At 46.6% G+C, this 25,986-nt stretch carries 23 protein-coding genes; 14 read left to right on the forward strand and 9 right to left on the reverse strand.

The features are described from left to right. Window positions 1–21: 21 nt before the first annotated feature. Both ACFQ45_RS03925 and ACFQ45_RS03930 read left to right on the forward strand, forming a co-directional pair. Complete coding sequence (locus tag ACFQ45_RS03925; RefSeq protein WP_377365540.1) at window positions 22–618, forward strand: hypothetical protein; 597 nt, start codon at window positions 22–24, stop codon at window positions 616–618. Window positions 619–793: 175 nt separating this feature from the next. Beyond that, complete coding sequence (locus ACFQ45_RS03930; protein WP_377365542.1) at window positions 794–3,094, forward strand: fatty acid cis/trans isomerase; 2,301 nt, start codon at window positions 794–796, stop codon at window positions 3,092–3,094. A 71-nt stretch (window positions 3,095–3,165) separates the two neighbouring features. Here the strand turns inward: ACFQ45_RS03930 and ACFQ45_RS03935 are convergent, their stop codons facing one another. Both ACFQ45_RS03935 and ACFQ45_RS03940 read right to left on the reverse strand, forming a co-directional pair. Continuing rightward, complete coding sequence (locus tag ACFQ45_RS03935) at window positions 3,166–4,095, reverse strand: LpxL/LpxP family acyltransferase (RefSeq protein ID WP_377365544.1); 930 nt, start codon at window positions 4,093–4,095, stop codon at window positions 3,166–3,168. Next, window positions 4,088–4,801, reverse strand: coding sequence for a 3-deoxy-D-manno-octulosonic acid kinase (locus ACFQ45_RS03940; RefSeq protein ID WP_377365546.1), 714 nt, complete (start codon window positions 4,799–4,801; stop codon window positions 4,088–4,090). The genes ACFQ45_RS03935 and ACFQ45_RS03940 overlap by 8 nt, the downstream gene beginning before the upstream one ends. Before the next feature lie 105 nt (window positions 4,802–4,906). Between ACFQ45_RS03940 and ACFQ45_RS03945 the strand changes: the two genes are divergently transcribed. Beyond that, complete coding sequence (locus ACFQ45_RS03945; protein ID WP_377365547.1) at window positions 4,907–5,905, forward strand: glycosyltransferase family 9 protein; 999 nt, start codon at window positions 4,907–4,909, stop codon at window positions 5,903–5,905. Here ACFQ45_RS03945 and ACFQ45_RS03950 read toward each other — a convergent pair. Continuing rightward, on the reverse strand, window positions 5,898–6,854 hold the full coding sequence (locus ACFQ45_RS03950) for a methylenetetrahydrofolate reductase (RefSeq protein WP_377365549.1): 957 nt from the start codon (window positions 6,852–6,854) through the stop codon (window positions 5,898–5,900). The genes ACFQ45_RS03945 and ACFQ45_RS03950 overlap by 8 nt on opposite strands. Before the next feature lie 162 nt (window positions 6,855–7,016). Between ACFQ45_RS03950 and ACFQ45_RS03955 the strand changes: the two genes are divergently transcribed. The 4 genes from ACFQ45_RS03955 to ppnP all read left to right on the forward strand — a co-directional run bounded on the left by ACFQ45_RS03955 (window position 7,017) and on the right by ppnP (window position 10,277). Beyond that, window positions 7,017–7,553, forward strand: coding sequence for a DUF1285 domain-containing protein (locus tag ACFQ45_RS03955; RefSeq protein WP_377365550.1), 537 nt, complete (start codon window positions 7,017–7,019; stop codon window positions 7,551–7,553). Between the two features lie 68 nt (window positions 7,554–7,621). Beyond that, window positions 7,622–8,953: a DEAD/DEAH box helicase gene (locus tag ACFQ45_RS03960; protein WP_377365552.1), complete on the forward strand. Its 1,332-nt coding sequence runs from the start codon at window positions 7,622–7,624 to the stop codon at window positions 8,951–8,953. 86 nt (window positions 8,954–9,039) lie between these two features. Then, window positions 9,040–9,927: a transcriptional regulator GcvA gene (gene gcvA / locus ACFQ45_RS03965; protein WP_377365703.1), complete on the forward strand. Its 888-nt coding sequence runs from the start codon at window positions 9,040–9,042 to the stop codon at window positions 9,925–9,927. Between the two features lie 65 nt (window positions 9,928–9,992). Then, on the forward strand, window positions 9,993–10,277 hold the full coding sequence (ppnP, locus tag ACFQ45_RS03970) for a pyrimidine/purine nucleoside phosphorylase (protein ID WP_377365554.1): 285 nt from the start codon (window positions 9,993–9,995) through the stop codon (window positions 10,275–10,277). Window positions 10,278–10,348: 71 nt separating this feature from the next. Here the strand turns inward: ppnP and ACFQ45_RS03975 are convergent, their stop codons facing one another. Together ACFQ45_RS03975 and gloB are read right to left on the reverse strand one after the other, a co-directional pair. Then, complete coding sequence (locus ACFQ45_RS03975; protein WP_377365555.1) at window positions 10,349–12,001, reverse strand: lytic transglycosylase; 1,653 nt, start codon at window positions 11,999–12,001, stop codon at window positions 10,349–10,351. Window positions 12,002–12,058: 57 nt separating this feature from the next. Next, window positions 12,059–12,835 (reverse strand): hydroxyacylglutathione hydrolase, encoded by a 777-nt coding sequence (gloB, locus tag ACFQ45_RS03980; protein WP_377365557.1) that lies wholly within the window; start codon window positions 12,833–12,835, stop codon window positions 12,059–12,061. A gap of 99 nt (window positions 12,836–12,934) precedes the next feature. Here gloB and ACFQ45_RS03985 point away from each other — a divergent pair, with 99 nt between their 5' ends. From ACFQ45_RS03985 to dnaQ, 3 genes are read left to right on the forward strand one after another with little or no spacing between them, the layout of a single operon-like run. Then, on the forward strand, window positions 12,935–13,672 hold the full coding sequence (locus ACFQ45_RS03985) for a class I SAM-dependent methyltransferase (protein WP_377365559.1): 738 nt from the start codon (window positions 12,935–12,937) through the stop codon (window positions 13,670–13,672). Further along, the gene (rnhA, locus tag ACFQ45_RS03990) at window positions 13,669–14,112 is read left to right on the forward strand and encodes a ribonuclease HI (RefSeq protein WP_377365561.1); all 444 of its coding nucleotides are present in this window, start codon (window positions 13,669–13,671) and stop codon (window positions 14,110–14,112) included. The genes ACFQ45_RS03985 and rnhA overlap by 4 nt, the downstream gene beginning before the upstream one ends. Beyond that, window positions 14,109–14,846: a DNA polymerase III subunit epsilon gene (gene dnaQ, locus ACFQ45_RS03995; protein ID WP_377365563.1), complete on the forward strand. Its 738-nt coding sequence runs from the start codon at window positions 14,109–14,111 to the stop codon at window positions 14,844–14,846. Before rnhA ends, dnaQ begins: the two co-directional genes overlap by 4 nt. Before the next feature lie 69 nt (window positions 14,847–14,915). Here the strand turns inward: dnaQ and nhaB are convergent, their stop codons facing one another. Further along, window positions 14,916–16,418 carry a sodium/proton antiporter NhaB gene (nhaB, locus tag ACFQ45_RS04000; RefSeq protein ID WP_377365565.1) on the reverse strand — a complete coding sequence of 501 codons (1,503 nt, stop codon included), beginning with the start codon at window positions 16,416–16,418 and terminating at the stop codon, window positions 14,916–14,918. A 170-nt stretch (window positions 16,419–16,588) separates the two neighbouring features. On the opposite strand from nhaB, the gene sohB reads away from it, so the two are divergent. After that, window positions 16,589–17,623: a protease SohB gene (sohB, locus tag ACFQ45_RS04005; protein ID WP_377365567.1), complete on the forward strand. Its 1,035-nt coding sequence runs from the start codon at window positions 16,589–16,591 to the stop codon at window positions 17,621–17,623. A 69-nt stretch (window positions 17,624–17,692) separates the two neighbouring features. Here sohB and ACFQ45_RS04010 read toward each other — a convergent pair whose 3' ends face one another. Genes ACFQ45_RS04010 through folX form a run of 3 tightly spaced genes read right to left on the reverse strand, consistent with a single transcriptional unit; the run spans window position 17,693 to window position 22,252 of the window. After that, complete coding sequence (locus ACFQ45_RS04010; protein ID WP_377365568.1) at window positions 17,693–18,463, reverse strand: hypothetical protein; 771 nt, start codon at window positions 18,461–18,463, stop codon at window positions 17,693–17,695. Beyond that, window positions 18,460–21,873 carry a transcription-repair coupling factor gene (gene mfd, locus ACFQ45_RS04015; RefSeq protein ID WP_377365570.1) on the reverse strand — a complete coding sequence of 1,138 codons (3,414 nt, stop codon included), beginning with the start codon at window positions 21,871–21,873 and terminating at the stop codon, window positions 18,460–18,462. The genes ACFQ45_RS04010 and mfd overlap by 4 nt, the downstream gene beginning before the upstream one ends. A gap of 13 nt (window positions 21,874–21,886) precedes the next feature. Next, window positions 21,887–22,252, reverse strand: coding sequence for a dihydroneopterin triphosphate 2'-epimerase (folX, locus tag ACFQ45_RS04020; protein ID WP_377365572.1), 366 nt, complete (start codon window positions 22,250–22,252; stop codon window positions 21,887–21,889). A 406-nt stretch (window positions 22,253–22,658) separates the two neighbouring features. On the opposite strand from folX, the gene ACFQ45_RS04025 reads away from it, so the two are divergent. From ACFQ45_RS04025 to ACFQ45_RS04035, 3 genes are read left to right on the forward strand one after another with little or no spacing between them, the layout of a single operon-like run. Continuing rightward, on the forward strand, window positions 22,659–23,996 hold the full coding sequence (locus ACFQ45_RS04025) for a Na(+)-translocating NADH-quinone reductase subunit A (protein WP_377365574.1): 1,338 nt from the start codon (window positions 22,659–22,661) through the stop codon (window positions 23,994–23,996). A gap of 3 nt (window positions 23,997–23,999) precedes the next feature. Then, complete coding sequence (locus tag ACFQ45_RS04030) at window positions 24,000–25,196, forward strand: NADH:ubiquinone reductase (Na(+)-transporting) subunit B (RefSeq protein WP_377365576.1); 1,197 nt, start codon at window positions 24,000–24,002, stop codon at window positions 25,194–25,196. Beyond that, window positions 25,189–25,986: a Na(+)-translocating NADH-quinone reductase subunit C gene (locus ACFQ45_RS04035; protein WP_377365578.1), complete on the forward strand. Its 798-nt coding sequence runs from the start codon at window positions 25,189–25,191 to the stop codon at window positions 25,984–25,986. The genes ACFQ45_RS04030 and ACFQ45_RS04035 overlap by 8 nt, the downstream gene beginning before the upstream one ends.

Genomic DNA, 25,986 nt, shown 5'->3' on the forward strand with positions numbered 1-25,986 from the left:
TGATGTCCCTTAGGAGCCATTATGCTCATTGAATTGGAAAAAGCCCGCACGCGTAAGAATGTTGTTCGTATCTTCCGCGAAGATCTTGATGGACCAGATAATTGGACAGATGGGTTTGTGATTGCAGCCAATGAAGAAATGGTGCTGTTGCAGTTAATTGATGATGGCGTTCATTTGAATGGCTACCAAATATTATTTTTGGAAGACATCAGTGACTTCATGCATCCAGCACCGTTTAATGATTTTCAAAAACGTGTTCTAGAGCTTCGTGATGAAGAGATCGAAGACCCAGAAGTGGATTTGGATGATCTGGCTGTGCTGCTAATGGACATCAGTGAAGAATACGGACTGATAACTTTGCACCGTGAGGAAGTAGATCCTGATGGTTGTGAAATTGGTCGTGTACTTCGCGCTGACGCCACGTCGTTTGAATTAGAAGAAATCGGCTCTGATGCTCGATGGTTTGATGAAACCTTTGAATATGATTTGTATGACATCACTCGCATCGAGTTTGGTGGGTCTTACGAAGATGCCCTTTTGTTGGCCAATGAAGATATGGGTGATGATGCCTATGAATTGGCGGATTATGATGGGGATGAAGACGACACATCCAATTAAGCGTTAACCACGTATTGTTAAAAGGGGAAAGTTTACTTTCCCCTTTTTTGCTTCTAAGTAGTACATATTGTTGGGTTACTTGACTAAGCTATAACAGCTTAAAGGCCCGAAAAAGGACAAAAATATGATGAGATGGGTTTTAGTTGCTGTACTAGTAATAGCGTCAGGATGCGCTGTGTACGCAACGAGAGATTTGGACCAAGCCTTCGGGGATGCGGCGGTAGAGAACCGAGCTGATGCTTCCGTGACGGTTGCGAATGCTGATTTTTATCAGGATCAGGTAAAACCCATTTTAGAAAGTCGTTGTATCAGCTGTCATGCTTGTTATGACGCACCTTGCCAGATCAAGTTGACCGCTCCTCAAGGGATTGAGAGGGGGGGAAGCAAGCTCAAAGTGTACGAAGGTTCTCGTCTTTTAGCGGCATCTCCGACTCGCTTGTTTGAAGACGCGCAAACCACGGAAGAATGGCGCGGCAAAGAGTTTTATCCCATTTTAAATGAGCGTGGACAAAGTCCCGCTGCCAATCTGCAAGGCAGTGTCATGTACCGCGCCATTGCCCTGCGCAAAAGCCAAGGAGATGTTGACACAGATGTGCTTCCAGCCGATCAGTACGATTTTAGTCTAAGTCGTGATAGCCAGTGTCCTGCCATTGAAGAATACAACGATTTTGAAGCTTCTCACCCCACATGGGGGATGCCCTATGGCCTACCTGAGTTGACCAACCGAGAATACAATATTCTCACTACTTGGTTGGCGAAAGGAGCTGTCATGACGGCGCCCAAAGATGTGCCGGCTGAGATCTTGTCGCAAGTTGATAAATGGGAAACAAGATTTAACGGCGATTCCATGAAAGAGCGTCTGGTGAACCGTTACATCTATGAACACATCTACTTATACAGCTTGTACTTTGATGAACAGGCTCGCTATACCTTCAAATTAGTCCGTTCAACGACTCCCCCAGGTGAGCCCATTGAGCGAATTGCCACACGTCGTCCCTATGGTGATCCTCAGGTGGATCGCGTTTACTATCGATTGTGGTTAGACCCTGAAAGCCGAGTGCAAAAGACCTTTATTCCATTGCGTTTGGATGAAGCACGCTACCAGCGTTGGCATAACTGGTTCTACGAAACGGATTATAAGGTAACTCAAATGGCCAGCTATGCTCCGGGAGATGCAAGCAATCCATTTAAAACCTTTGCGCAAATCCCTGCCAACAGCCGTTACCGCTTCCTATTGGATCATGCTCAAAACACCATAATGTCCTTTATTAAAGGGCCTGTGTGTCGTGGTCAGGTGGCAGTGAATGTGATTAATGAGCAGTTTTGGGTGTACTTTGTAGACCCTGATTTAGACTTCCATAATATTGGTAGCCAATTTTTAGTGGAGAATTCCTCCGCATTAGCGCTACCAGCCTCCCAAAGTAGTAATGCTCTACCTATTAGCTCTTGGGTAAAATACTCTGAAAAGCAAAAAAGCTATTTGGCATCAAAAACTCAGCTCATGGAAAAAATGGTTTCTGAAGGTAAAGGGATCTCCGAAAAGCTGGTGTGGGATGGTGATGGCAAAAACCCAAATGCAGCTTTGACCGTTATGCGCCACTTTGACAATGCGACTGTTCAAAAAGGATTGGTCGGCCCTGCCCCTAAAACCGCATGGGTGATCGACTATCCGTTGCTTGAGCGAATTCATTACTTGCTGGTGGCAGGCTTTGACGTGTTTGGCAATGTGGGGCACCAGTTGATTACCCGCCTCTATATGGACTTCCTGCGCATGGAAGGGGAAATGAACTTCTTGATGCTTTTGCCTAAGTCAGAGCGCTTAGCGGTACGCCAATACTGGTATCGAGATGCTGATGATACCATCAAGGACTACATCTTTAGTGATCTCATTAAAGCAGATGTAGAAAGTAGCGTTGAATACGAAAGTACTGATTATCAGGCTGAGTTATTCGATATTTTGACTCAGCGCCTAGAGCCAGTACTGGTTCATGACAGTGATATTGATCAAGCGAACATCAGTGATGAGGCAAAAGAAGCTCTGGCGTCTGGTCACTTGCTTCAGGGGAAAGCGGTTTCCTTCTTCCCTGAGATTGCATTGTTGTTGATTGAGCGAGATGGTAAGTCTCAGGCACTAATCAGCATGGTCCATAATCGAGCCCACTCGAATATGAACAGTTTGCTGGATGAGGATTCGGCTCTTCTGCCAGATGAAGATACTTTTGTTATCACCAATGGTGTCATGGGGGATTACCCTAACGTTCTACTAAAAGTGGACGAAGAGGACGTATCTGAGTTTATGGCGGCGGTGGCAAGTATCAGCTCAGAAGCAGATTATGGTGAGTTGCTGGCTACCTATGGTGTACGCCGTACGGATTCTAAATTCTGGGAAGTCAGCGACGAGGTTGCCCGAGTGAATCAACAAATGGCACCACTGGCGAGTGGCATCTTAGATTACAATCGCTTAGAGAACCGTTAATCGAGCCTTGAGCTCACAAATGGTCGTGTAAAAAAGGAGAGCTAAGCTCTCCTTTTTTAGTCGTGTCTGGTTTACTTGGGACGATAGGGGGAGGGAGCGTTAGGATCTTGCTGAGTTTTGAAGCGGCGATGAGTCCAGAAATATTGTTCCTTCTTCGACGCGATAAAGCCTTCCATTAATTGGTTCATTAAGGTGGCTGCGGCCACCTCATCATCCGCAGGGAAATCTTTGACTTCTTCTAGTGTGAGGGAATAGCCCGTTTCCGTTCGAGCATAGTTAAAGGCCATAACTGGAGCGCCTGTCATTTTAATAATGCGCCCAACATGGGCGATGGTGGCGCATTCACGATTAAAAAATGGCGCAAATACCGAGTGTCGGCGACCGTAATCTTGATCCACTGCGTACCAAACAATGCGATTGTTTTTGAGGGACTTGATCACCTCGCGCATATTGGTGCGTTCTATGGTTTTTTCGTACACCCGATTGCGCTTGTGTTCCATGGCCCAGTTGATGACGGGGTTGCTTTGCAGCTTGTAAACAGGATGAACAGGAATGTGGCCTGCTAGCAAGGTGCCACATAGATCCAGTGACGAAAAGTGACCGCCAATTAGGATGCAGCCTTTGTTCTGTGACAAAAGCTTTTCTACCACCCCATGATCGACAAAGGTGGTTTGCTTGGCAAACATTTTTGGGGAGCGAAACCAACTGCATAGGGTTTCAAAAAAGCCAATTCCCATGCTTTGGAAGTGTTGTTTAACAAGTGTGTCCCGTTGGTCTTGGGTCCAACTAGGGTAGCAGATCTCTAAATTCACTTGCGCAATATGGCGGCGTCTGCCTGCAGCCTTATACATCAATGAGCCAAAGGATTTTCCGATCACTCGCTGACAACCCCAGGGCAGGTGGCTGATGGCCACAGCGCCTCCGAGGCCAACCCATGAAAGCCAGTGTTTTGGGTGCAATAATGGTTTTATGGAAGCGTTTAGAGAGCTTTGTTTAGCCATTCTGATACCCGTCTAATAACCAGCTCCATGCTTCTTCATTAAAGGAGAAATTAGGGTGTTTACCCTTTTCCTTGTTAAAGGAGCGTTTTAAACGATCCAGGTTTTTCTGTTGCCATGCTGGCGCAGGAATACGCTGTTGGCATTTATCAAAATCGATTAGCCAAACCTGCTTATCTAAGTCCACCATGATGTTATGACAATTTAGATCACTATGGTAAATACCGTGTTTATGAAACCGTTTGATAGTGTTGCCGATTTGTTGCCAAAGTTCTTGATCCAACTGGGTGTGCTGTAAAATGTCATAAAGATCAGATGCATCAGGAATGGTTTGAGTCAGCAACCAAGCTTCGTAAAACAAGCCTTCACGACGCACCATGCCGCCCATGGGTTTCGGTGCTGGTAGCCCTAAGTGTTGCATGTGTTCCAGTAAGGATAGCTCTAAAAACGCTCGAGTGGACTTTAGGGGTTGAGAGAAGAACCTGAAACGATTGATCTTTCCCATTAAGCCGCCCCGTCGATACTGACGAAGTACTGCTTGCGCGATCGGTGTATCTACAAACCAAACGGTGCCACGGCCTGTTGCTGTGTGTAAAAGTTTATCTGCTTGTTCCCAATGTTCCGGGTTAAACCACTCTCTTGAAACGCCCTGACAATTTGGGCTGATAAATACAATATCACTTGACGCAGTGGGGTGAATGCTTGGCATGGGGCTTATTTACAAAAAATGAATGAGATGTCTACTTTTGGGGGACATTTTACTGAGTAGGTATTTTATAATAGTTAGCGTTATTTATCAGCCCCAGAGAAGCAAATGGATCAGACTATTAGAAGTATTGCAGTAGTACGCCTGTCAGCCATCGGAGATGTGTGTCATGCCATGGCGGTGGTGGGGGCAATGCAGCGTCAGTATCCCAATGCCCGCATTGTTTGGATTACCAGTCCCCTAGAAGCCAACATCGTAAAACTGCTACCCAATGTGGACGTGCGCGTTTACAACAAGAAAAGTGGATTTAAGGGTATGCTGGCTCTGCGACGCGAGCTGGCGGGGGAATGTTTTGATGTGTTGTTGCATTTGCAGTGGTCCTTGCGGGCAAGTTTGCTGACACGCATGGTCAAAGCGGTACGTCGGATTGGTTTCCACCCTAGTGTTTCTCGGGAAAAACAACATTGGTTTGTTAACGAGCATGGCAATAAACCTAATGGCGCCCATGTGCTGGATTCGTTTTTGTCCATTACTGAAAAGCTGGGTGTCACGGAACCTTTGTTACCATTGCCTCTTAATTTGCCTGCCGCACCGGCTACTTTGCCTGAATCCTATGTGGTGCTGAATCCGAGCGCTTCCAAAGCTGAACGAAACTGGACACTTGAAGGTTATCAAGGGGTCATCGAATACCTAGTCAGTAATGGTAAGCCTGTCGTGTTAACCGGTGGAGGTAGCGCCAGTGAGATGGCCTTGGCCCAGAGCTTGGTGCAGGACGGTGTGATCAGTTTAGTAGGGCAAACAAGCCTGCCCGAGATGTTTAGCGTGTTGGCGGGCGCCCAGCTGGTGATCAGCCCTGATACAGGTCCTGCGCATATGGCGACCTTGGTGGGTACGCCAGTAATGGGGTTGTACGCTCATTCTAACCCTCGTCGTACCGGACCTTATAAGGATCTTGATAAGGTGGTGAGTGTCTATGATGAGCTGGCAGAGAAGGAATATGGTAAGCCTGTAGAAGAGTTACCTTGGGCGTCGCGAGTCCATGATCCAAGTGCTATGCAGGCGATCACTTTGGAGCAAGTGATCGCCCAGATGAAGGCGGTTATTTAAGGTTTTGCTCCGCCAGTTTTAGATCAAGAGTGGCTTTCAACAGCTTGTAAAGGTTGATGGAAGCATCAATTTCTTCTTTACGATTCGTTAAGCTCTCAATGTTTAGGCCAAGTGGAATGCCTAAAGGCAGAGCAACTTCAATAATTTGCTCTAGGGCGGAGCGACAAATTTTGATGGATTCATCCAATGGCGACTCGGCATCCAGAATGCGATGTTTGGTCGCATCGGGTACGGAAATCCCCAACCATTCCATGAACTCTAGGGTCTTTTTGCTGCCACAAGGGGTAAAGGTCAGAATCACACGTTTTGGCTCTTCGCCTTTTTCACGGCAAGCGCGGGCGTACTGGCTTAACATGTCGCCCGTAGCTTGAGGGTTGTACACCGCTTGGGAAACGAAGAACTCACACCCAGCAATAGATTTATTAATCAGGCGAAGGTGTTCATCGCCTTTCTTGGCATGACGTTCAGCGATGGTGACGCCGCCCAAGTTAAACGGGTGGGCGTTGTGTTGGAGTGTTTCATAGGCCTTGGGTAGCGGTAATACAATGTCTCCTTCAGAGGACGGCGCTCCCACAAGTACAATGTCGCGAATGCCGAATTCTTCCCAAGCCGTGTCTAGCCATTGATTGAATTCCTCTGCGCTACGGGAAGAGACGCTCTTGTAGGTAATCACAGGCTTGATTGCCAATGACTGAAGACGCTTTGACCAAGCGCGAGGGTCGTGGGTTTCCATGTAGGGGAATGGGCGTGGTTTCGAAATGCGGCTACTCTCGTCTTGAATGTCATAAACAATCAATCCGTCTACTTCGATTTGACCAAGACGGTCCAGTAGCTTTTGACCGATTTCATTCAGTTGCTCGTCACCAATACTGCTTTTTGGCGGTGTTGTGCCAATAAAGTAAACCCCACGATTTGGGTCTTTAAATTTAGTTGCTAGTTCGGTTGTCATGTTTGGGGGACTCGTTTTATTGTGATGAAGACGCACTTCATCATTAATCATATTTGTTGTGCTAAGTTTAACAGTGAACTGAATTCAAGATCTTCTATTTAGATTTGAATAATTTTGAAGTAGAAGTGAGCCGAGTTAATTCGAACGGTCGGATGGAGTGTTATGCCGAGTATAAATCTGGACCCCATCGCCTTAGATGGTGGGTATCCTCCAGTTGAAAAATGGACGCCGCCTTTTTGTGGCGACATGGATTTAATCATCAAAGCAAATGGAGATTGGGTTCATGAAGGAGGGGTGATCAAGCGTGAAAAGATGGTCACCCTGTTTAGTCGCATCTTATGGCGTGAAGGGGATGAATATTTTTTGGTGACACCCGCCGAGAAAGTACGCATCAAAGTTGAGGATGCCCCCTTTCAGATCATTCGCTATGAATGGCAAGTCAGTGATCAAGGAGATCCTGTACTGTCCTTGTTTACTCGAACCAATGACGTTCTGGCGTTGGGTGAGGATTGCGAGGTGGCATTATTTGAAGTGGAAGGCGAGCTACGTCCCTATGTGTCCGTACGTCATGGGATGTGGGCAAGCTTCCATAGAAATGTGTTTTACCAGTTGGTGAACGAAGCAGATATAAAAGCTGGCCGGTTAGAAATAGAAAGCAACGGCAAAGCACATATTCTAGGGGTGTTTGCCGAAGATTAGTGTATTTTTTGTGTTGTTACACTGGGTGGCTAGGTATAATGCGCCCTCGAAAAATTAAGTGTTATAAGGTGAAGCGATTGTTATTTTCTGAGTTTGATTTAGATAGCCGATTAATGAAGTCTTTTGGCCACTTTGGCTTTGAGCAGGCAACTGAGATTCAGGCGCGTGCGATTCCAGAGGCAATGGCAGGTAAAGATTTGTTGGCATCCTCCAAAACAGGTTCAGGAAAGACCATGGCCTACCTATTGCCAGCGATACACCGTCTGTATACCCAGAAATCGTTGTCTAAGCGTGATCCTCGTGTGTTGATATTAGTGCCCACTCGAGAGCTGGCGAAGCAGGTATTTGCTACCTTGCGTACTTTAATCGCGGGGAGTCGTTTTTCCTCTGTGTTGATTCTTGGGGGAGAGAACTTCAACGATCAGCATAAAGATTTTCAAAAAGACCCGCATTTTGTGGTGGCAACCCCAGGGCGTATGGCGGATCACCTAAAGCAACGTCATGTGTTTTTAGAAGGTCTTGAGCTGTTGATCTTAGACGAAGCCGATCGTATGTTGGATCTTGGCTTTGCTCAGGACTTGAAAGCCATCAATAGTGCTGCAAACCACCGCCGTCGTCAGACCTTATTCTTCTCCGCGACTTTAGATGACACAGAAGTGAATGACATTGCCAAAGAGATTCTACGTGAGCCAGTTAGGGTGGCGGTAGGTCAAGGTACTGACGAACATCAAGACATTGCCCAGCATGTTTATCTATGTGATCACTTGGATCACAAGCAAGCTCTGTTACAGCATTTTTTAGAGCAATTTCAAATCAAACAAGGAATCATCTTTACCGCGACTAAGCAAGATACGGTACGTATCGCTGAGTTAGTCTCTTCTTGGGGGATTGATGCACAAAGCCTTAATGGCGATATGAGCCAGTCTGCACGTTCCAAAGTCATGGAGTCTTTTTCCCGCGGTAAATTTAAAGTTCTCGTAAGTACGGATTTGGCATCACGTGGTTTGGATGTGGCGTCTGTTTCCCATGTGTTTAATTTTGATTTGCCTAAGCCTGCTGAGGAATTCGTTCACCGTACAGGTCGTACTGGGCGTGCAGGGTTTAAAGGTGAGGCTTTCTCCCTTGTTGGGCCGAAAGATTGGTTCAACTTTAAGGATATCGAGCAGTACCTGAATCGTAGCTTTAGTTTCGAAGAAGTGTCAGGGCTTGAGCCGACGTTTAAAGGGATTGCGCAAAAGCGTGCCCCGCAAAAGAAACAGTCTAATAAACCCGTTAAGAAACATAAAACGGCACCTAAGGCTAAAAAGCCATCCGCCCGTAAAAAAGTGGTATTTCATGACAACGAGCAACAAGGTTTTGAACCTTTCAAGTTGCCAACAAAGCGTAAATCTGATGATTGATCTGTCTTGTACTCGTATTTAGTTTGCAGGTCTGTCATTGACCCGTTATACAGTAAGAGTCTTGTTTAACTCTTGGAGCGTTTGCCATTAACCGATTACCGCCATTAAATTCGCTAAAATGCTTTGAGTCTGCCGCTCGCCATGGAAGTTTTAATAAGGCAGCCCAAGAGCTCAATGTCACCCCGTCTGCGATCAGTCATCAGATTAAAGGGCTGGAAAGCTTTTTGGGCTTGGAGCTGTTTCGTCGTACTCGACGCAAGGTTGTGTTAACAGAAGCGGGGGCCAAATACATTGAGCCCATTAAGCAGATCTTTCAGCAATTAGAGCAGGCTACAGCCGATTTACAGTCGGCCCAACATGCTGGCTCCTTGCGATTGGCGGTGGCTCCAGCCTTCCTCACGCGTTGGTTAATGCCTCGTATGGAGCGCTTTCAAACCCGTTACCCAGAGATTGAGATTGAAATTACCTCCTCAATGGGCTTGGTGGATTTTTCCATCGGCGATATTGATATGGCGGTGTATTTTGGTGCGGGTGATTGGGATCATGTGGAGATGAATTACCTGCGTCCGATTCGCTTGGCACCGGTTTGCTCCCCTAAAATGATTAAGCCTGATCGTCCTATTAATGAACCAGAAGACATGCGTTTCTACCCCTTATTGCACGTCAGTAAGCGTAGTGACGAATGGACCGACTGGTTGGTGCAAAATGGCTTGGATCCTAAGGTTTTTCGCCGTGGCTTAATGTTTTCCAGTGGTTCTTTAACCGCGGGTGCAGCAGGACAAGGCTTGGGTATTGCCTTGTCTGATATTAGTTTGATTACGCCTGAGCTGGAGTCTGGTCAGCTTAAAGTGTTGTTTGATAAACAGCTTGATACCAATCGTTCTTTCTACCTGGTATACGAGAAAAAGCGTGCATTAACGCCTGCAATGACTGCGTTTAAAGAGTGGATTATTGAAGAGATGAATGATGGTTAGCGCTTTGCGCTAGTCAGTCTATTTAGAGTGGCCCTTGGGTCGATTTTGACTGTGAGTATGTTTTTATGTCTTTAGCGGTAAATAGTTATTTTGATGATGCTGTAAAATCCATTGCTTTGGAAAATGCCGAAGGTACTTCTACGGTAGGCGTTATGAGTATTGGCGAGTACGAGTTTGGTACTTCTCAGCGAGAGTACATGACCGTTGTGTCTGGTAGCTTGACAGTGCTTCTTCCTGGGGAAGCAGAGTGGAAGACCTTTGCTAAAGGTGAAACTTTCATTGTAGAAGCGAACCAAAAGTTCGGTGTGAAGGTTACTGAAATTACGGCTTACCTTTGTCGTTACGAGTAAAGGGAAGGCTAAGACAAAAAAAGGAGGCTTAATCGCCTCCTTTTTTATTGCCTGTAAAGATGTGGTTGGGGCTAGCCGCCAACTACATTCACTAGCAAGGTTACCTTATCACCCGGTTGAACGTATTTCTGGCTGCCCACTTTCGGGTTCCATTTACGGATGTCGTTCACGCTTACTTTAAACTTGTTAGCCACCAAGGCTAAGGAGTCTCCTGAGCGGATGGTGTAAACCACGCGCTTGACGACGGAGCGAGTGCTCGTCGATGCACTGCTCTCTGAGTCTGGCTTGAGCCAAACCACCAGCTTTTTACCTGGGAAGAGAGGATCGCCCAACCCCATGTTGTTCCAACGGGCTAAGGTCTTGGTGTCTGTGTCATATTGTTGAGCAATGCTCCAAAGGCTGTCACCGCTTTTGACGTCGTAATTTACCTTAATTAGGTTTCTACTTGGTGCGCGGGACTGCTTGGCTAGTAGGCGCTGATGAGAGCTAAGGGTGTAGCTTTCAGAGCTCTTGCCTGCGATAGGGATCATCAGCTGTTGCCCAACACGGATGAGGGAAGATGAGATCTTGTTTACGTCCTTTAGAACTTCTACCGTTGTATTGTGATCGCGGGCAATCACCAGGAGGCTGTCGCCAGCTCGAACGGTATAGCGAGTCCAAGTCACTCGTTCATTATCCGAGATAGACGCCAGTTTGGTGCGGAAAGTTTTTGACTTGTTTACCGGGATCAGCAACTTATGTGGCCCATCTGGTGAGGTGGCCCATTGGTTGAATGCCGGGTTTAGCAGATAGATCTCGTCAATACTGATTTCAGCCATTTCCGCAGCTTGAGCAAGGTCTAGCTGACCGCCAATGTTCACTTCTTCGAAGTATGGTCGATTGGCGATGAAATGGGTTTGGTAATCGTATGCTTCTGGGTTTTTCATGATCTTAGCCAGTGCCAGTAACTTGGGTACATAGGCCCGAGTTTCTGTTGGCAAATCAAGGGACCAGAAGTCTGTGGGCTTACCGGCTTTTTTATTGCGACGGATGGCGCGCATCACTGTGCCTTCACCGGAGTTGTAGGAGGCTAGGGCATGTAGCCAATCCCCATCAAACATCTTATGAAGGCGCTGCAAGTAGGCGATGGCAGCTTGAGTTGATAGCTTGATGTCACGACGACCATCTAGCCACCAAGTTTGCTCTAGACCATAGATGTGTCCGGTAGAAGGAATGAATTGCCACGGACCTGATGCACGGCCATGGCTGTAGCCAAATGGATCAAAACCACTTTCAACTATCGGTAATAGAGCAATCTCTAAAGGCATGCCTGCCTTTTCCAGCTCATCAACAATGTAGTAAAGGTAGCGCTCTCCGCGTTTGGAAACACGGGTCAAGTAAGATGGGTGGGTGCTGTACCAACGAATCTGAGATTTTAGGCGAGGCTTGTCGATATCAAGGTTCAGTTGATAACCATCGCGGATACGATCCCATAGATCTTTTGGTGGTTGTGGAATGGCTACCACAGGTTCGGTGGGTTCTTCAGTGTCGTTTTCAATATCTTCTGCTGGAAGAACTGGGTCAACAGTATCGATGAATCCAAGTTGTTCGGTATCTGCTTCTGGGGCGCCAATGTCTTCGTTTTCGGCATCCACTTCAGCGATATCTGTAGGTTTTTGCGTAAAAGATTGGCACCCGGCTAGGATACTACTCGCTAAAAACGCGATGAGTAGGTGTTTAGTCATGCTGCTCACATTTCATTAATTTTGCCAGCATTTTAAGGGTGCTGGCCTATAGGTCAACTAAAAGCCATCTTTGGCTCGGCGTATTTGGGCAAATGCTCCCACTAAGTCGGTGGCGGGAGCTTCCTTTAGAAGTGTTGCAGCGCCCTGTATGACAGAGCCGACATCAAATCTTAGAAATGGGTTGGACTGGCGTTCTTGCTCAATGGTGGAAGGTAATGTGGGGAGTCCATTGGAGCGTAGTTCTGCTGCATTGTTATTGGCAGCAATAAGCGCCTGATTGTCAGGTTCGACCGCTAAGGCGAAGCGATAATTCGCTAGGGTATATTCGTGAGTGCCGTACACCAAGGTATGGGCAGGTAGCTCACGGATACGTGTCATTGCATTGAGCATTTGTGCCGGAGAGCCTTCAAATAGGCGACCACAGCCACCACGAAACAGCGTGTCACCGCATAATAAGAAAGGCGTTTCGTCTGACGTACCTAGGTAACAAACATGGTCTAAAGTGTGTCCAGGCGTCTCTATTACCAATAGCTCAGTGTTTTGAATTGAGATAAGGTCCCCTTCTTGAACGCTCTGGCTAACAACTTCAGGTGAGAGGGTTTTGGGGCCGTAAACAGGGCAGTGAAATTGTTCCACTAAGGCTTTCACACCACCAATATGATCTTTATGGTGGTGTGTGACGAGTATTGCTACTAGGCGGCAGTCATTGCTTTGACAATAATCTAAAACGACTGAAGCATCACCAGGGTCAACCGCCCAAAGTTGCTTTTTGGTGGCGTCGTGGTGAACCCAAATGTAGTTGTCATTGAACGCGGGTAATGGAAAAAATGTCATAAGCCTAACGTTGTGTTTAAATATGTATTGAGGCGGCGTTGAGTTAGTATTTAAACCTTCAAAAAAGTTCACGACGCCCTGTTAATAAGAGAGCATTGTATGTTGGATAACCAATCAAGACAATTATTCCAAGATTGGTATGCAACTGAGTTAGGTGAGCGCCTATTAAATGAAGAGCATGACTTCATCGAGCGCGAGCTTGATAACATGGTTGGTTACTACTTGGTCCAGCAATCACCGTTAAAACAATTGGCGTTTCATAATCACAGGATGCGAGAGACGCTTGTGCTGTCTCCTGTGCTGGAATTAGGCGCTTCTGAATCAACGGTTGTCGCAAATATGAGCGAGTTGCCATTGGAGTCAGATGGCATTGACGCAATTGTTCTGCACCATACCCTAGATCTGTCAGCGAATCCCCATCGTGATCTTCATGAGGTCGCTAGAACGTTATTGCCTAGCGGTAAGTTGATTATTGTGGGATATAACCCTGTTAGTTTCTGGGGAATACGCCGATTCTTTTCAAAGAAACTACGAGCCCCGTGGTCTGGGAGGTTTATTTCCCAAAGACGTTTAGAAGATTGGTTAAAAGTGGCTGGTTTAACTCTAGAGCATACGGAAGTGTTGGGGTATGACATGCCTATGAAGGTGGGTAAGTGGCGTGATCGATTTGCTTGGGTGAGCAAGTTGTTGAAGGCATCTAAATTGCCAGTGGGTTGCGTCTATGTGATGACCGCCACCAAACAAACTCGTCGCTACATACCATTGAAGCCTCGCTGGAATGCCACTAAGGTTCGAGTGCCGCCCTTGAAGCCAACAATTAAAGAGATGAATAAATGAAAGAAGTAACACTCTATACCGATGGTGCCTGTAAGGGGAATCCCGGCATCGGCGGTTGGGGCGCATGGTTGACCTTTGGTCAACATGAAAAGCGACTGTGTGGTGGTGAGCACGACACCACAAATAATCGAATGGAATTACTGGGTGCTATAGAGGGCTTGAGAGCCCTGAAAGAAAAATGCACTGTAGAGCTCTACACGGACTCATCCTACGTGCAAAAAGGCATCACTGAGTGGTTGGTGGGTTGGAAGCGTAAAGGTTGGAAAACCGCGTCGAAACAGCCTGTAAAAAACCAAGATCTATGGCAGGCCCTAGACGAAATGTGTCAATTTCACGATGTTCGTTGGCACTGGGTTAAGGGGCATGCGGGCATTGAAGGTAATGAAATTGCGGATCAATTGGCAAACCAAGGCATTGAAGAATTGAGGGCTCGTTCGTGAGACAAGTGGTACTGGATACAGAAACAACAGGTATCGACCCCAGACAAGGTCACCGCATCATCGAAATAGGGTGTGTTGAGGTGGTAGGGCGTAAGCTCACTAATCGACACTTCCATGTCTACATCAAACCTGACCGTGAAGTGGAAGAAGAAGCTTTCAATGTCCACGGTATCAGTAATGAGTTTTTGGCGGACAAACCAAAATTTGAAGAAGTAGCACAAGAGTTTTTGGAATTCATTAAAGGTGCTGAGTTAATCATCCATAACGCGCCATTTGACGTGGGCTTTATTGATCACGAATTCTCTATGTTAGGCAACTTCCCTAAGGTAGCAGATGTTTGCAAGGTCTTTGATAGCTTGGTGTATGCTCGTAAAAAGCACCCAGGGCAAAAGAACAGCTTGGATGCCTTGTGTAAGCGATATGGCATAGACAACTCTCACCGAGAGCTTCACGGAGCCCTATTGGACTCTGAGATCCTGGCAGACGTTTACCTACTGATGACGGGTGGACAGATCAGTATGGGAGGCTTAGGCAGCGATGGCAGTGGTGATGGGGAAGATGAAACCTTAGCGATTCGTCGTTTGTCAGCGGATCGTCCAAGACTGCCTGTGATTAAGGCGTCAGAGGATGAGCTATCACAGCATGAAGCACGGTTAGATATTATTGATAAAAAGTCTGGTCTATCCCTGTGGCGAAAGCTAGAAAACCCGGAACTAGCTGCTTCGGAAAATTAATATCACCTACCATTTAAACGTCAAAAAGCCTGCAAATGCAGGCTTTTTTGTGGCCGTAATTGAGTGATATTAAGTTAAGAATACCACTGCGATGCCCCCTACGGTTGTTAAGACAATAGTGTAAGGCAACGCCATCCAAACCATCTTGCCATAGGACAAACGCAGTAGTGGCGCTATGGCTGAAGTGAGTAAGAATAGGAATGCCGCCTGTCCATTTGGTGTGGCAACACTCGGCAAGTTCGTCCCTGTGTTTACGGCTATAGCAAGCAAATTAAAATGTTCGCGCGTAATCACGCCACTGTCTAAAGCGGCTTTAATTTCAGAGATGTACACGGTGGCGACAAATACGTTGTCACTGATGGCAGACAATACACCATTGGCCAAGAAAAACATGATGGGCTGAATGCTCGTGGGCAAATGCAGCACAGCATCAATAAATGGCTGAAATAAATGCTGCTCATGGATCACAGAGACGATACTGAAAAACACTACTAATAAGGCAGTGAAGGGCAGGGCTTCTTCAAAGGCATGGCCAATACGATGCTCTTCGGTAATACCATTCATGGAGGTGAGTAGTACGATAATCATCAATCCAACTAAGCCGACTTCGGCTACGTGGAAAGCCAGTGATAGCACTAGGATGACAGCCACCAGCCCTTGAACAATTAATTGAGCCTTGTGTTTATTAGTGCTCTTTTTGGATTCTTCGTCTGCATAGTTTTTAAGAATATTGCGAACGTTGTCAGGCAGTTTTTCACCGTAGTCAAACAGCTTGAATTTTTCTAGCACTATGACAGTAAGCAATCCCATGGCAAAGACTGGCATGGAAACTGGCGCCATACGTAAGAAGAATTCAATGAAGTCCCACCCCGCTACATGGGCGATTAATAGATTTTGAGGTTCGCCTACCAAGGTACATACGCCACCTAATGCCGTACCTACGGCACCATGCATGAGTAAACTACGCAGAAATGCGCGAAACTGTGCCAAATCCTTTTGGTTAACGGGCAAAATGGAATCGTCACCGCTGTGGTCATGGGAGCTGCTGTTTGATTGGTCGGAAGCGACCTTGTGGTACACAGAGTAGAATCCCACACTGACACTGATTAGAACGGCTGTTACGGTTAATGCGTCCAAAAAGGCTGACAGTAAAGCTGCCGCAAAGCTGAATACCAAGGAAATCAGAGTCTTGGAGCGGATGCGAATGAGTAGTCGGTTGAAGATAAACAGCAACATGTCTTTCATAAAGTAGATGCCGGCTACCATGAACATTAGCAGCAGTATGACTTCTATATTAGCTTCCACCTCGTGATACACACCATTGCTTGTGGTCAGGCCTAGGAGTACTGCTTCAATAGCCAATAGGCCGCCTGGTTGTAACGGATAGCATTTAAGTGCCATGGCCAAGGTGAAAATAAACTCAACAATCAATAGCCAGCCAGTGACAAAAGGCCCTAAAGACATCAGGATAATGGGGTTTAGGATAAGAAACGCAATGATGGTTTGTTTATACCAAAGGGGAGATGCGCCGAGAAAATTGTTCCCAAAGGCTTGGGACAATGTTGCCTTCATTTATGTCGCTCCTTTTGCTGACTATTTTTAGAATGCGCAAATAGTAAGCAAATGGTCGTTTTTGTTCTACCGATAATTTGCGCATTAATGATAAAGCATTGTGATTTCGAGCAATGTCCTTATAAATAACCTCAAAATACATCTCGAGCTTAATGTGACCTTAGGAGTACATGTTGGAATTTTTAGCAGATTATGCGGGTTTTCTGATCCGCTTACTGAGTATCGCACTGATTGTGTTATTGATCGTTGCAGTGGTAGCAGGAAATAAAGGCAAGCAGCGCAAAGGTAATCTTTCAGTAGTGAAACTCAACGAAGGCTACAAGGCTATGAAAGAGGAGCTACGTAAGCAGCTTCACGACAAGAAGGCGCTAAAGAAAGAGCAGAAGGCTCTCAAAAAAGAGCAGAAAGCGAAAGCGAAAGAGAAAAGCAAGGAGACGTCTGAAGCACCAGCAAAGCGAGTTTATGTATTGGATTTTGATGGAGACATCAAAGCGTCTGCTGTGAGTTCTTTGCGTGAAGAGGTGAGTGCTATTTTGAGTGTTGCCACCCAGCAAGACGAAGTGGTTGTGCGACTTGAAAGTCCTGGTGGTGTCGTTCACGGCTATGGTTTGGCAGCGTCTCAGTTGCAGCGTATTCGAGATAAGGGTATTCCTTTGACCGTTACAGTAGATAAAGTCGCAGCCAGTGGCGGATACATGATGGCCTGTGTGGCGGATAAAATCGTCGCGGCTCCGTTTGCGATTTTGGGCTCCATTGGTGTGGTGGCACAGGTGCCGAACATCCACCGTTTGCTGGATAAAAGCAATATTGACGTAGAGCTGCATACGGCAGGGAAGTACAAGCGTACTCTGACCATGTTAGGTGAGAATACCGACGAAGGTCGTGAGAAGTTTAAACAGGATTTGGAAGATACCCATGAGTTGTTTAAGCGTTTTGTATCGGGTAACCGTCCGGTCTTAGAAATGGATTCTATTGCAACAGGTGAAACCTGGTATGGCTCAGAAGCGTTGGAAAACCATCTTGCGGATGAGGTGATGACAAGTGATGCTTACCTTGAACAATTCTATGCTGACACGGATGTGTTGCATGTGTCTTATCGTGAGCCTAAGCCCTTAACAGAACGTTTTGGGATGAGTGTATTGTCTGCTGTAGAAACCAAGGCGATAGGCTGGTTGACGAAGATTCTCAATACCAAAGGTTATTAAGCCTCTAAGCTTGATGACTAATCATAAAAAATCCCCGGCATGCCGGGGATTTTTTATTGCCACCTAAGGTTAATTTGGTGTGTCCATGAACTGCTCCATTGAAACCCGCTCCATAGCGTCTTCTAGCTCCAATGGCTCAAAGTAAATCAGAGTGCCAATGGTTGGGTGATCAATGTAATTAAGTTTTTTGCTAGGCGTTTTGTTTAAGAAGTTGAGCTTCAATACCATGGCAGGTTCTATGTGTTTTTGAACCATGGTTTCTGGAGCTTGAGTTTGTTCTAGGGTGACCCGTGGACCGTCTGTGGTGATTGCTGGTTGATTTTCCTTTGTTTTTACAGTGGTGAACGTATCAAACAAGTAGTGCTCATAGGATAAATCGCTTTCAAGGTAGCGGTTAAGCGTGAAATCCACATGAGCAACGAACTCGGCATAACCATCAATCACGGTTTCACTATGAAACTCTCTTGATAATGTAGCGCCTGTTTCTGGGAAAATTAAGGTCCAACGCTCGTTGCTTAGAAGTTGTGTGCGACGCTTGAAAGTGTTTAAAAACTCATCGAATGGCGCCTTGAGTGGCTCAATATCTGCGGCAAAACTTGTTTCTGTGCTCGCTGTGTTGGTTTCTTGCCCTGATTCGAATACAGGTATCCCTGCTAGGCTCAGCACGTTTTCGTAATCGATGCGCTCAGAGCTCATGTTCTCCGGCCAAAGAAATGTCATGACATAGGCTTCGTAAGCACGAGCTTTATCCGGATCGATGGAATCTAAATCGACAGCATTAGCGGGTAAAGAGAGGCTGCCTAGCAGCAGTCCTGCTGCTAAATATGAAAAGGCTTTCAATGTAATTGTTCCAATGTTTTGAGTGTTTGGGTGAATCGTTCATCTGCATTTGGCATGTTAACAATAAAACGCAGTGTATCCGAGCCAGATAATTTAAAACGATCAGGTTTTGTTTGAATGAGTGTGATCAGCTTCATAGGGTCCACTGGCGTGTTGGACTTGAAGAAAATTTTGCCTTCATTCTGATTGGCTTCGATCTTATTGATACCAAGTTGTTCCGCTTTAAATTTCAAAGCAGTTTGACGGAATAAGTTTTTGGTAGCGTCAGGCAATAGGCCAAAGCGGTCAATCATCTCCACTTGAAGTTCTTTTAATTCGCTATCATTGGCAGCACTTGCTATGCGCTTATAGAGGATCAAACGTGTGTGAACATCCCCCAAATAGTCCTCAGGTATTAAAGCCGGGACTCGCAGGTTGATCTCAGTTTGAGCTGGTGAGGAGATGTCTACATCAGGGGATTCCCCATTTTTAAGGGATTTAACAGCCCGATCTAGCATATCCATAAACAAAGAGAAGCCTACGTGCTCGATGTGACCACTTTGGCCTTCTCCTAATAGCTCACCCGTACCGCGAATTTCTAAGTCGTGGGTGGCAAGGGTGAAGCCTGCACCAAGAGTGTCTGCCATGGAAATAGCATCCAGTCGTTTTTCTGCGTCCGGGGTAATCTTACGATCATCTGGGGTTAGCAAGTAGGCGTAAGCTTGATGGTGTGAACGTCCCACACGACCCCGCAATTGGTGTAATTGCGCCAGGCCAAACTTATCGGCCCGTTCAATAATGATGGTGTTGGCGTTAGGGACGTCTATCCCCGTTTCTATAATGGTTGAACACACTAGGACATTGGCGCGTTTATGATAGAAGTCTGACATGACTTGCTCTAGCTCGCGCTCACGCATTTGCCCGTGGCCAACGATTACGCGGGCTTCCGGTACCAATTCTTTAAGGGATTCAGCGGTTTTGTCGATGGTCTGAACTTCGTTATGAAGAAAGTATACCTGGCCACCACGATACAGCTCTCGCAAAATGGCTTCCCGAATCTGATGGCTGTCACGTTTTTTAATAAAGGTCTTAACTGACAGGCGTTTTGCCGGAGGTGTGGCAATGATCGATAGATCTCGAATGCCGCTCAGTGACATATTTAATGTCCGTGGAATCGGCGTTGCGGTCAATGTCAGTATGTCCACCTCGGCACGCAGTGCTTTAAATTGATCTTTTTGTTTCACACCAAAACGGTGTTCTTCATCAATGATCACCAAACCAAGATTGGCGAAATTGATGTCCCCTTGGATCAGTTTGTGGGTGCCGACGACAATGTCTGCTTTGCCTTCCTCGATGCGTTGTACGGCAGCGGTGGTCTGTTTTCCTGAGCGGAAGCGAGAAAGTAACTCCACTTGAACTGGCCAATCCGCAAAACGATCACAGAAGTTATCATAATGCTGCTGGGCGAGTAGGGTAGTTGGGACAAGTACCGCCACCTGTTTTCCCCCTTGTACGGCTAAGAAGGCCGCGCGCATGGCCACTTCAGTTTTACCAAACCCCACATCACCACAGACCAATCTGTCCATGGCCTTTGGCGCTGACATATCACGAACAACTGCATCAATGGCCAGTTGTTGATCTGGTGTTTCTTCAAATGGAAAGCCCGCGGAGAACTGTCGGTAAGCTTCGTCTGGTTTGTCGAAAGCGTGGCCTGATTTGGATTCCCGCTTAGCGTAGATCTCTAGTAGCTCAGCCGCCGTGTCCCGTGCCTTTTCGGCAGCCCGTTGTTTCGCAACGCTCCACTTTTCAGTGCCAAGTTTGTGTAGCGGTGCGTGTTCCTCGTCTGACCCAGCGTAGCGTGAGATAAGCTGTAGTGAGGAGACCGGCACATAAAGCTTGGCGTCGTTGGCATACCCTAAGGTCAGTAGCTCGGTTTCTTGGCCATCGATAGAGAGATTGGTCAATCCTAAATAGCGTCCTACCCCGTGGTCTATATGTACCACTGGAGCGCCGACTCTAAGCTCTGTCAGGTTGCGGATGATGGCGTCTTCATCGATGCTGGAGGCCTTGCGGCGACGGCTCTGGGTGACTCGTTCACCTAATAGATCACTTTCGGCAATCAAGGCCAGATTACTGTCGTCTACAAAGCCATTGGAAAGCATGCCGTCTGTGATGGCGAGACTGGGTTGTTCGGTTAAAAACTGAGACCAGCTTTCTAATACTTTGGGCTTGATCTTCGCGCTTGATAAGAGATCCAGTAATGCCTCTCGGCGGCCTGCGGACTCAGCCACGATTAGGGTGGGTATGTTGGCTTGATTTAAGAAGTCACTCAGCTTATCGAAAGCGGCTGATCCTTGTTGTTCCGCAGCCAGTGGTGGTAAGGCTAGATGACTTGCGTCCCCTGGGATGTCATTAAACTGAATGCCTGGGTGTTGTTTTAAATGTCCGAAAAATTCGTCTTCACTTAGGCAAAGCTCCTCTGGCTTGAGTATGGGTTTTTGAATGTCATAGGCCAGAGATTCATGACGGGTTTTATAATCAAGCAGCGTGGCGCCCACGTAGGCATTAATTTGCTCGTTGCGGAGAATCAGGGTTTGATCCGTTAGATAGTCAAACAGGGTGGCGGTGTGTTCAAAAAATAACGGAAGGTAATACTCGATACCCCCTGGAATAATGCCTTCTGTGACGTCTTGGTAGATAGGGCTGCTTAGTGGATCAATATCAAAGCGCTCTCTAAATCGCTTACGGAAATGAGTGATGCCATTTTTAGTGGTTGAGATCTCCCGTGCAGGGAGGATTTTGATCTGATTGACCTTTTCTATGGTGCGCTGGCTGTCCACATCAAACCAACGAATGGATTCCACCTCATTATCAAACCACTCTACCCGAATAGGGTTCTCAACACCCATAGGGAAAATATCCATGATGGCGCCACGTACGGCGAATTCACCATGTGTGTTGACGGTTTCGACGTTTAAATAGCCTCCATTCGTAAGGCGGTCTATTAAGGTTTTTTGTTCTAGGATTTGATCAACGGTCAAATCGAAACGTTGGGCATCGATGTGCTCTAAAGGGCAGATGCGCGTTAGGGCTGAAGCTGTGGTGGTAAGAATGATGCCAGACTTGAGATCACGGATTTTCGCTAAGGTATCGAGGCGGTCCGAGATGATGTCTTGATGAGGAGAAAAACTGTCATAAGGGAGAGTTTCCCAATCTGAGAAACGCAAAACAGGTAAGTCTTGATGGTTAAAAAACCTCAGATTCTCTTCAAGAGTGATTAGCTCAGTGGCGCTAGCAGCCATGTATAACATAGGGCGCTGATGTTGACCTGCCATGTCCATGATGAGCTTGGCCTTGTGACTAAGATTAAGGCTCTCTAGATGGTTCTTAAATCCGGCAGAAAAGTTAAGTCGGTCAGTAGATGTTGTCATTGTCGAGGTTAAATCAGTGTTTGTGTTTAGCAAGTCTAAAGGAAACCGAATCGGCGAAGCGTAGAGCGTGAGGTTTATCTACTTCCACTTGAGCGAAGGTCACAGGCCCAGGAGCCAAACAAATCTCTAATAGTTCAGATGTTAGTCGTTCAAGAAGTAAGAAACGATTGCTTTCAACGTGCTTTATTAAATCTTTGCAGATGGTTTTGTAGTTAACGGCATCTAATACTTCGTCGGTAAGGCAAGCTTGCTCAGCAGGGTACTCAATCAGTGCATTAATAACGACATCTTGCTTGTTGGCTTTTTCATCGTCGTTGAAGCCAATGTAGGTGCGAAGACGAAGGTCTTTGATTTGGATTTGAGCAACGTCATTAGGCATGTCTAGATTCCTTATCATTTCGATAGGCTCAGGTGAGCATTATTGTGTCGTGTAACCAAGATTGAGGCAACTTATAGCGCTATTAGTACGGAAAAATGCGTGAAACGGATGAAAGAGATAAAAATAATGTAGAAAAATTACGCGTATTTTAGCGGAGGGTTAGGCGATAAACCCCGTTTATACTTGTTATTTTGTTACTTTTGTACATTCTTCCCTAGTAAAGGAAGCGTCCGCTAGTAGTCAACGTTGCCAATGATCACTATAATACTCCGGTTTTTTGGTGAAGTGAGATTGCGCTATAAAGTTGCCTGATAACGGCAACTTTGAGTTGGAGTGCTTTCCCGGAGGGGATCTGACTCAAGCGTAAGTACGCTTTGGTGTTCAATTATATTGTTGGGCAGAACATATGTATAAAATTACGAAAGGCCTAGATCTACCGATTAGCGGTGCACCTAATCAAGTTATTGATAGTGCTCCAGCCGCGAAGTCGGTAGCGGTCATCGGCCCTGATTACCATGGTATGAAACCTACCATGATGGTCGTGGAAGGTGATAAGGTCAAAAAAGGGCAGGTTATCTTTACGGATAAAAAGACGGAAGGAGTAAAGTACACCGCCCCAGCCTCAGGTACGATCTCTGCGATTAATCGTGGTGAGCGTCGTATGCTGCAATCAGTCGTCATCGAAGTAGAAGGCGACGAAGCAGTAGAATTCGCAAAATACGCTGGCTCTGAGTTGAAATCACTTGAGCGCGATAAGGTTGTAGAAAACCTTGTTGAGTCCGGTCTTTGGACGGCTTTGCGTACACGCCCTTTTTCTAAGGTGCCTGAGTTAGAAGCTGTTCCGAGTGCCATCTTCGTGACGGCTATCGATACCAACCCTCTAGCAGCTGATCCAGCTGTGGTTTTGGCTGATAAAGCGGAAGCCTTCACAGACGGTTTAACTGTGCTGACGCGATTGACCGAAGGGAAAGTTTTCCTTTGTAAGGCGCCGGACAGCAAGATCCCAACAACTTCTGATGTGACAGTAGAAGAGTTTGCAGGTAAACACCCTGCGGGTTTGGCTGGTACACACATCCATTTCTTAAACCCTGTTAGCGATAAAAAGGCGGTTTGGTCTATTAACTACCAAGATGTGGTAGCAATCGGCGAACTGTTTGTAAAAGGTACCCTAGATGTTACTCGCGTGATTTCTCTAGCGGGTCCTCAGGTGACTAAGCCTCGTTTGTTGCGCACTGTTGTCGGTGCGGACCTAACTCAATTGGTCGCTGGTGAACTGGCGGAAGGCGATAACCGTATAATCTCTGGTTCTGTGCTTTCAGGTCGTAAGGCGACTGGTCCATACGCTTACCTTGGTCGTTACCATTCTCAAGTAGTTGTGCTTGCTGAGGGTCGCGAGCGTCAAATGATGCACTACTTACGTGCTGGTGTTGAAAAACACTCTGTGCTTAACGTGTTCATCTCTAAGTTGACGGGCAAATCCTCGTTCAACATGACGACAACGACAAACGGTAGTGATCGTACCATGCTTCCGCTTGGTCATTTTGAGCGTTTGATGCCGTTGGATATTCTTCCGACTCAATTACTGCGTGCATTAGTAGTAGGCGACACAGAGCAAGCGCAAAAATTGGGTGCTTTGGAACTTGATGAAGAAGATCTAGCGTTAATGACCTACGCTTGTTCAGGTAAGTTTGAGTACGGCCCGATTCTACGCGACTGTCTCACAACGATTGAGAAAGAGGGTTAATCCATGGGTCTTAGAAATATTCTAGATAAAATGGAGCCTGAGTTTCATTCAGGCGGCAAATATGAGAAGTGGTACGCGCTTTACGAAGCGGTAGATACTATCTTCTACCGTCCAAGTAGTGTAACGAAAGGCGGTTCTCACGTTCGTGACGCGGTAGATATGAAGCGTGTCATGATTCTTGTTTGGATGTGTACATTCCCGGCAATGTTCTTCGGTATGTACAACATCGGTTTCCAAGCAAACACAGCTATGGATGCAATGGGTATCGCTCCGGCTGATACTTGGCGTCAAGGCGTTATCGGTGCGCTTACCGGTTATGATGTCACCAGTATTTGGGACAACATGATTTATGGTGCCCTGTACTTCTTACCAGTTTACCTGACCATTTTCGTGGTGGGTGGTTTCTGGGAAGTGCTGTTCGCCGCAGTGCGTAAGCACGAAGTGAACGAAGGTTTCTTTGTAACCTCTATTCTGTTTGCTCTGTCTTTGCCGGCTACTATTCCTCTTTGGCAGGTTGCCCTAGGTGTCACCTTTGGTGTTGTTCTGGGTAAAGAAGTATTTGGTGGTACAGGTAAAAACTTCCTTAACCCAGCCCTTGCTGGCCGTGCATTCTTGTTCTTTGCTTACCCAGCTTCTATGTCTGGTGATGCGGTTTGGACTGCTGTTGACGGTTTCTCTGGTGCAACCATGCTTAGCCAAGTGGCTGCGGGTGGTACTGAAGCGATTTCGTCTTCGTGGTCAGATGCATTCTTTGGTCTAGTACAAGGTTCTATGGGTGAGACTTCAACCCTAGCAATCCTGATTGGTGGTGGTGCTTTGTTGGTGATGAAAATCGCTGCGTGGCGCATCGTTGCTGGTGTGATGCTGGGTATGGTTGCAACGTCTTTGCTGTTTAATGCTATTGGTTCTGATACCAATCCTATGTTTGCAACACCTTGGTACTGGCATCTAGTTATGGGTGGCTTTGCATTCGGTATGATGTACATGGCTACCGATCCAGTGTCTGCCTCTATGACAAACCGCGGTAAGTGGTTCTACGGTGCTTTGATTGGTGTGATGGTTGTCTTGATTCGTGTGGTTAACCCTGCATACCCTGAAGGTATGATGTTAGCAATTCTATTCGCTAACTTGTTTGCGCCGTTCATCGACCACTTCGTAGTGCAAGCAAACATTAAGCGGAGGATTGCTCGCAATGTCTAGTAATAACGATAGCATCCAAAAAACCATCATCGTAGCCCTAGCGCTGTGTTTGGTGTGTTCTGTATTCGTTGCGTCCGCTGCGGTGGGTCTAAAGCCGATTCAAAAGGCAAACAGTGACCTTGATCGTAAGCGTAACATTCTAGCGGCTGCTCAGATGCTGAATCCTGGTGATGACGTTGATGAAGTATTCGCAACGGTTGAAAAGCGTTTGGTAAACATCGAAGCTGGCCGTTTCGCTACTGACGAAGAGTTGGCTGAAGCAGGTGTTACTGTCGCGTCTTACGACCAGCAGTCTGCTGCGAAAGATCCGGCGTTATCTTCGTCTTTATCTGGTGATGAAGATCCAGCCAGTATCAAGCGCCGTGCGAAGTTCGCAACGGTTTATTTAGTGAAAGACGCTGACGCAAAAGCACGCATTATTGTTCCAGTTCATGGTTACGGACTTTGGTCGACCATGTACGGCTTTATGGCACTTGAGCAAGACTACTCGACAGTTGTAGGTTTTGGCTTCTACCAGCAAGGTGAAACACCTGGGCTAGGTGGTGAAGTGGATAACCCTAACTGGAAAGCGATTTGGGAAGGTAAAGAAGTTTACGATGAAGACGGTAATGCTGTAATTCATCTTGTAAAAGGCTCTGTTGATGGGAACAACCCACAAGCAGAACACCAAATTGATGGCCTTTCAGGTGCGACTTTAACAAGCCGTGGTGTGACAAACCTAGTTCAATACTGGTTGGGCAGCGAAGGGTTCGGTCCTTTCCTTGCAGAACTGCGTAGCGAAGGAGTGTAA

Origin of the sequence: Rhodanobacter aciditrophus (genome assembly GCF_042679525.1) — a bacterium.
GTDB classification, from domain to species: Bacteria; Pseudomonadota; Gammaproteobacteria; order Pseudomonadales; family Marinomonadaceae; genus Marinomonas; species Marinomonas aciditrophus.

Bases quoted from the DNA above. Each gene is read 5' to 3' on its own strand.
- ACFQ45_RS04025 (WP_377365574.1), top strand. From the start codon at position 22,659: ATGTATAAAATTACGAAAGGCCTAGATCTACCGATTAGCGGTGCACCT.
- mfd (WP_377365570.1), bottom strand. From the start codon at position 21,873: ATGACAACATCTACTGACCGACTTAACTTTTCTGCCGGATTTAAGAAC.
- rnhA (WP_377365561.1), top strand. From the start codon at position 13,669: ATGAAAGAAGTAACACTCTATACCGATGGTGCCTGTAAGGGGAATCCC.
- ACFQ45_RS03955 (WP_377365550.1), top strand. From the start codon at position 7,017: ATGCCGAGTATAAATCTGGACCCCATCGCCTTAGATGGTGGGTATCCT.
- ACFQ45_RS04030 (WP_377365576.1), top strand. From the start codon at position 24,000: ATGGGTCTTAGAAATATTCTAGATAAAATGGAGCCTGAGTTTCATTCA.
- ACFQ45_RS03925 (WP_377365540.1), top strand. From the start codon at position 22: ATGCTCATTGAATTGGAAAAAGCCCGCACGCGTAAGAATGTTGTTCGT.
- gloB (WP_377365557.1), bottom strand. From the start codon at position 12,835: ATGACATTTTTTCCATTACCCGCGTTCAATGACAACTACATTTGGGTT.
- ACFQ45_RS03950 (WP_377365549.1), bottom strand. From the start codon at position 6,854: ATGACAACCGAACTAGCAACTAAATTTAAAGACCCAAATCGTGGGGTT.
- ppnP (WP_377365554.1), top strand. From the start codon at position 9,993: ATGTCTTTAGCGGTAAATAGTTATTTTGATGATGCTGTAAAATCCATT.
- ACFQ45_RS04035 (WP_377365578.1), top strand. From the start codon at position 25,189: ATGTCTAGTAATAACGATAGCATCCAAAAAACCATCATCGTAGCCCTA.
- ACFQ45_RS03935 (WP_377365544.1), bottom strand. From the start codon at position 4,095: ATGGCTAAACAAAGCTCTCTAAACGCTTCCATAAAACCATTATTGCAC.
- folX (WP_377365572.1), bottom strand. From the start codon at position 22,252: ATGCCTAATGACGTTGCTCAAATCCAAATCAAAGACCTTCGTCTTCGC.
- ACFQ45_RS03940 (WP_377365546.1), bottom strand. From the start codon at position 4,801: ATGCCAAGCATTCACCCCACTGCGTCAAGTGATATTGTATTTATCAGC.
- ACFQ45_RS03975 (WP_377365555.1), bottom strand. From the start codon at position 12,001: ATGACTAAACACCTACTCATCGCGTTTTTAGCGAGTAGTATCCTAGCC.
- nhaB (WP_377365565.1), bottom strand. From the start codon at position 16,418: ATGAAGGCAACATTGTCCCAAGCCTTTGGGAACAATTTTCTCGGCGCA.
- ACFQ45_RS03985 (WP_377365559.1), top strand. From the start codon at position 12,935: ATGTTGGATAACCAATCAAGACAATTATTCCAAGATTGGTATGCAACT.
- ACFQ45_RS03945 (WP_377365547.1), top strand. From the start codon at position 4,907: ATGGATCAGACTATTAGAAGTATTGCAGTAGTACGCCTGTCAGCCATC.
- sohB (WP_377365567.1), top strand. From the start codon at position 16,589: ATGTTGGAATTTTTAGCAGATTATGCGGGTTTTCTGATCCGCTTACTG.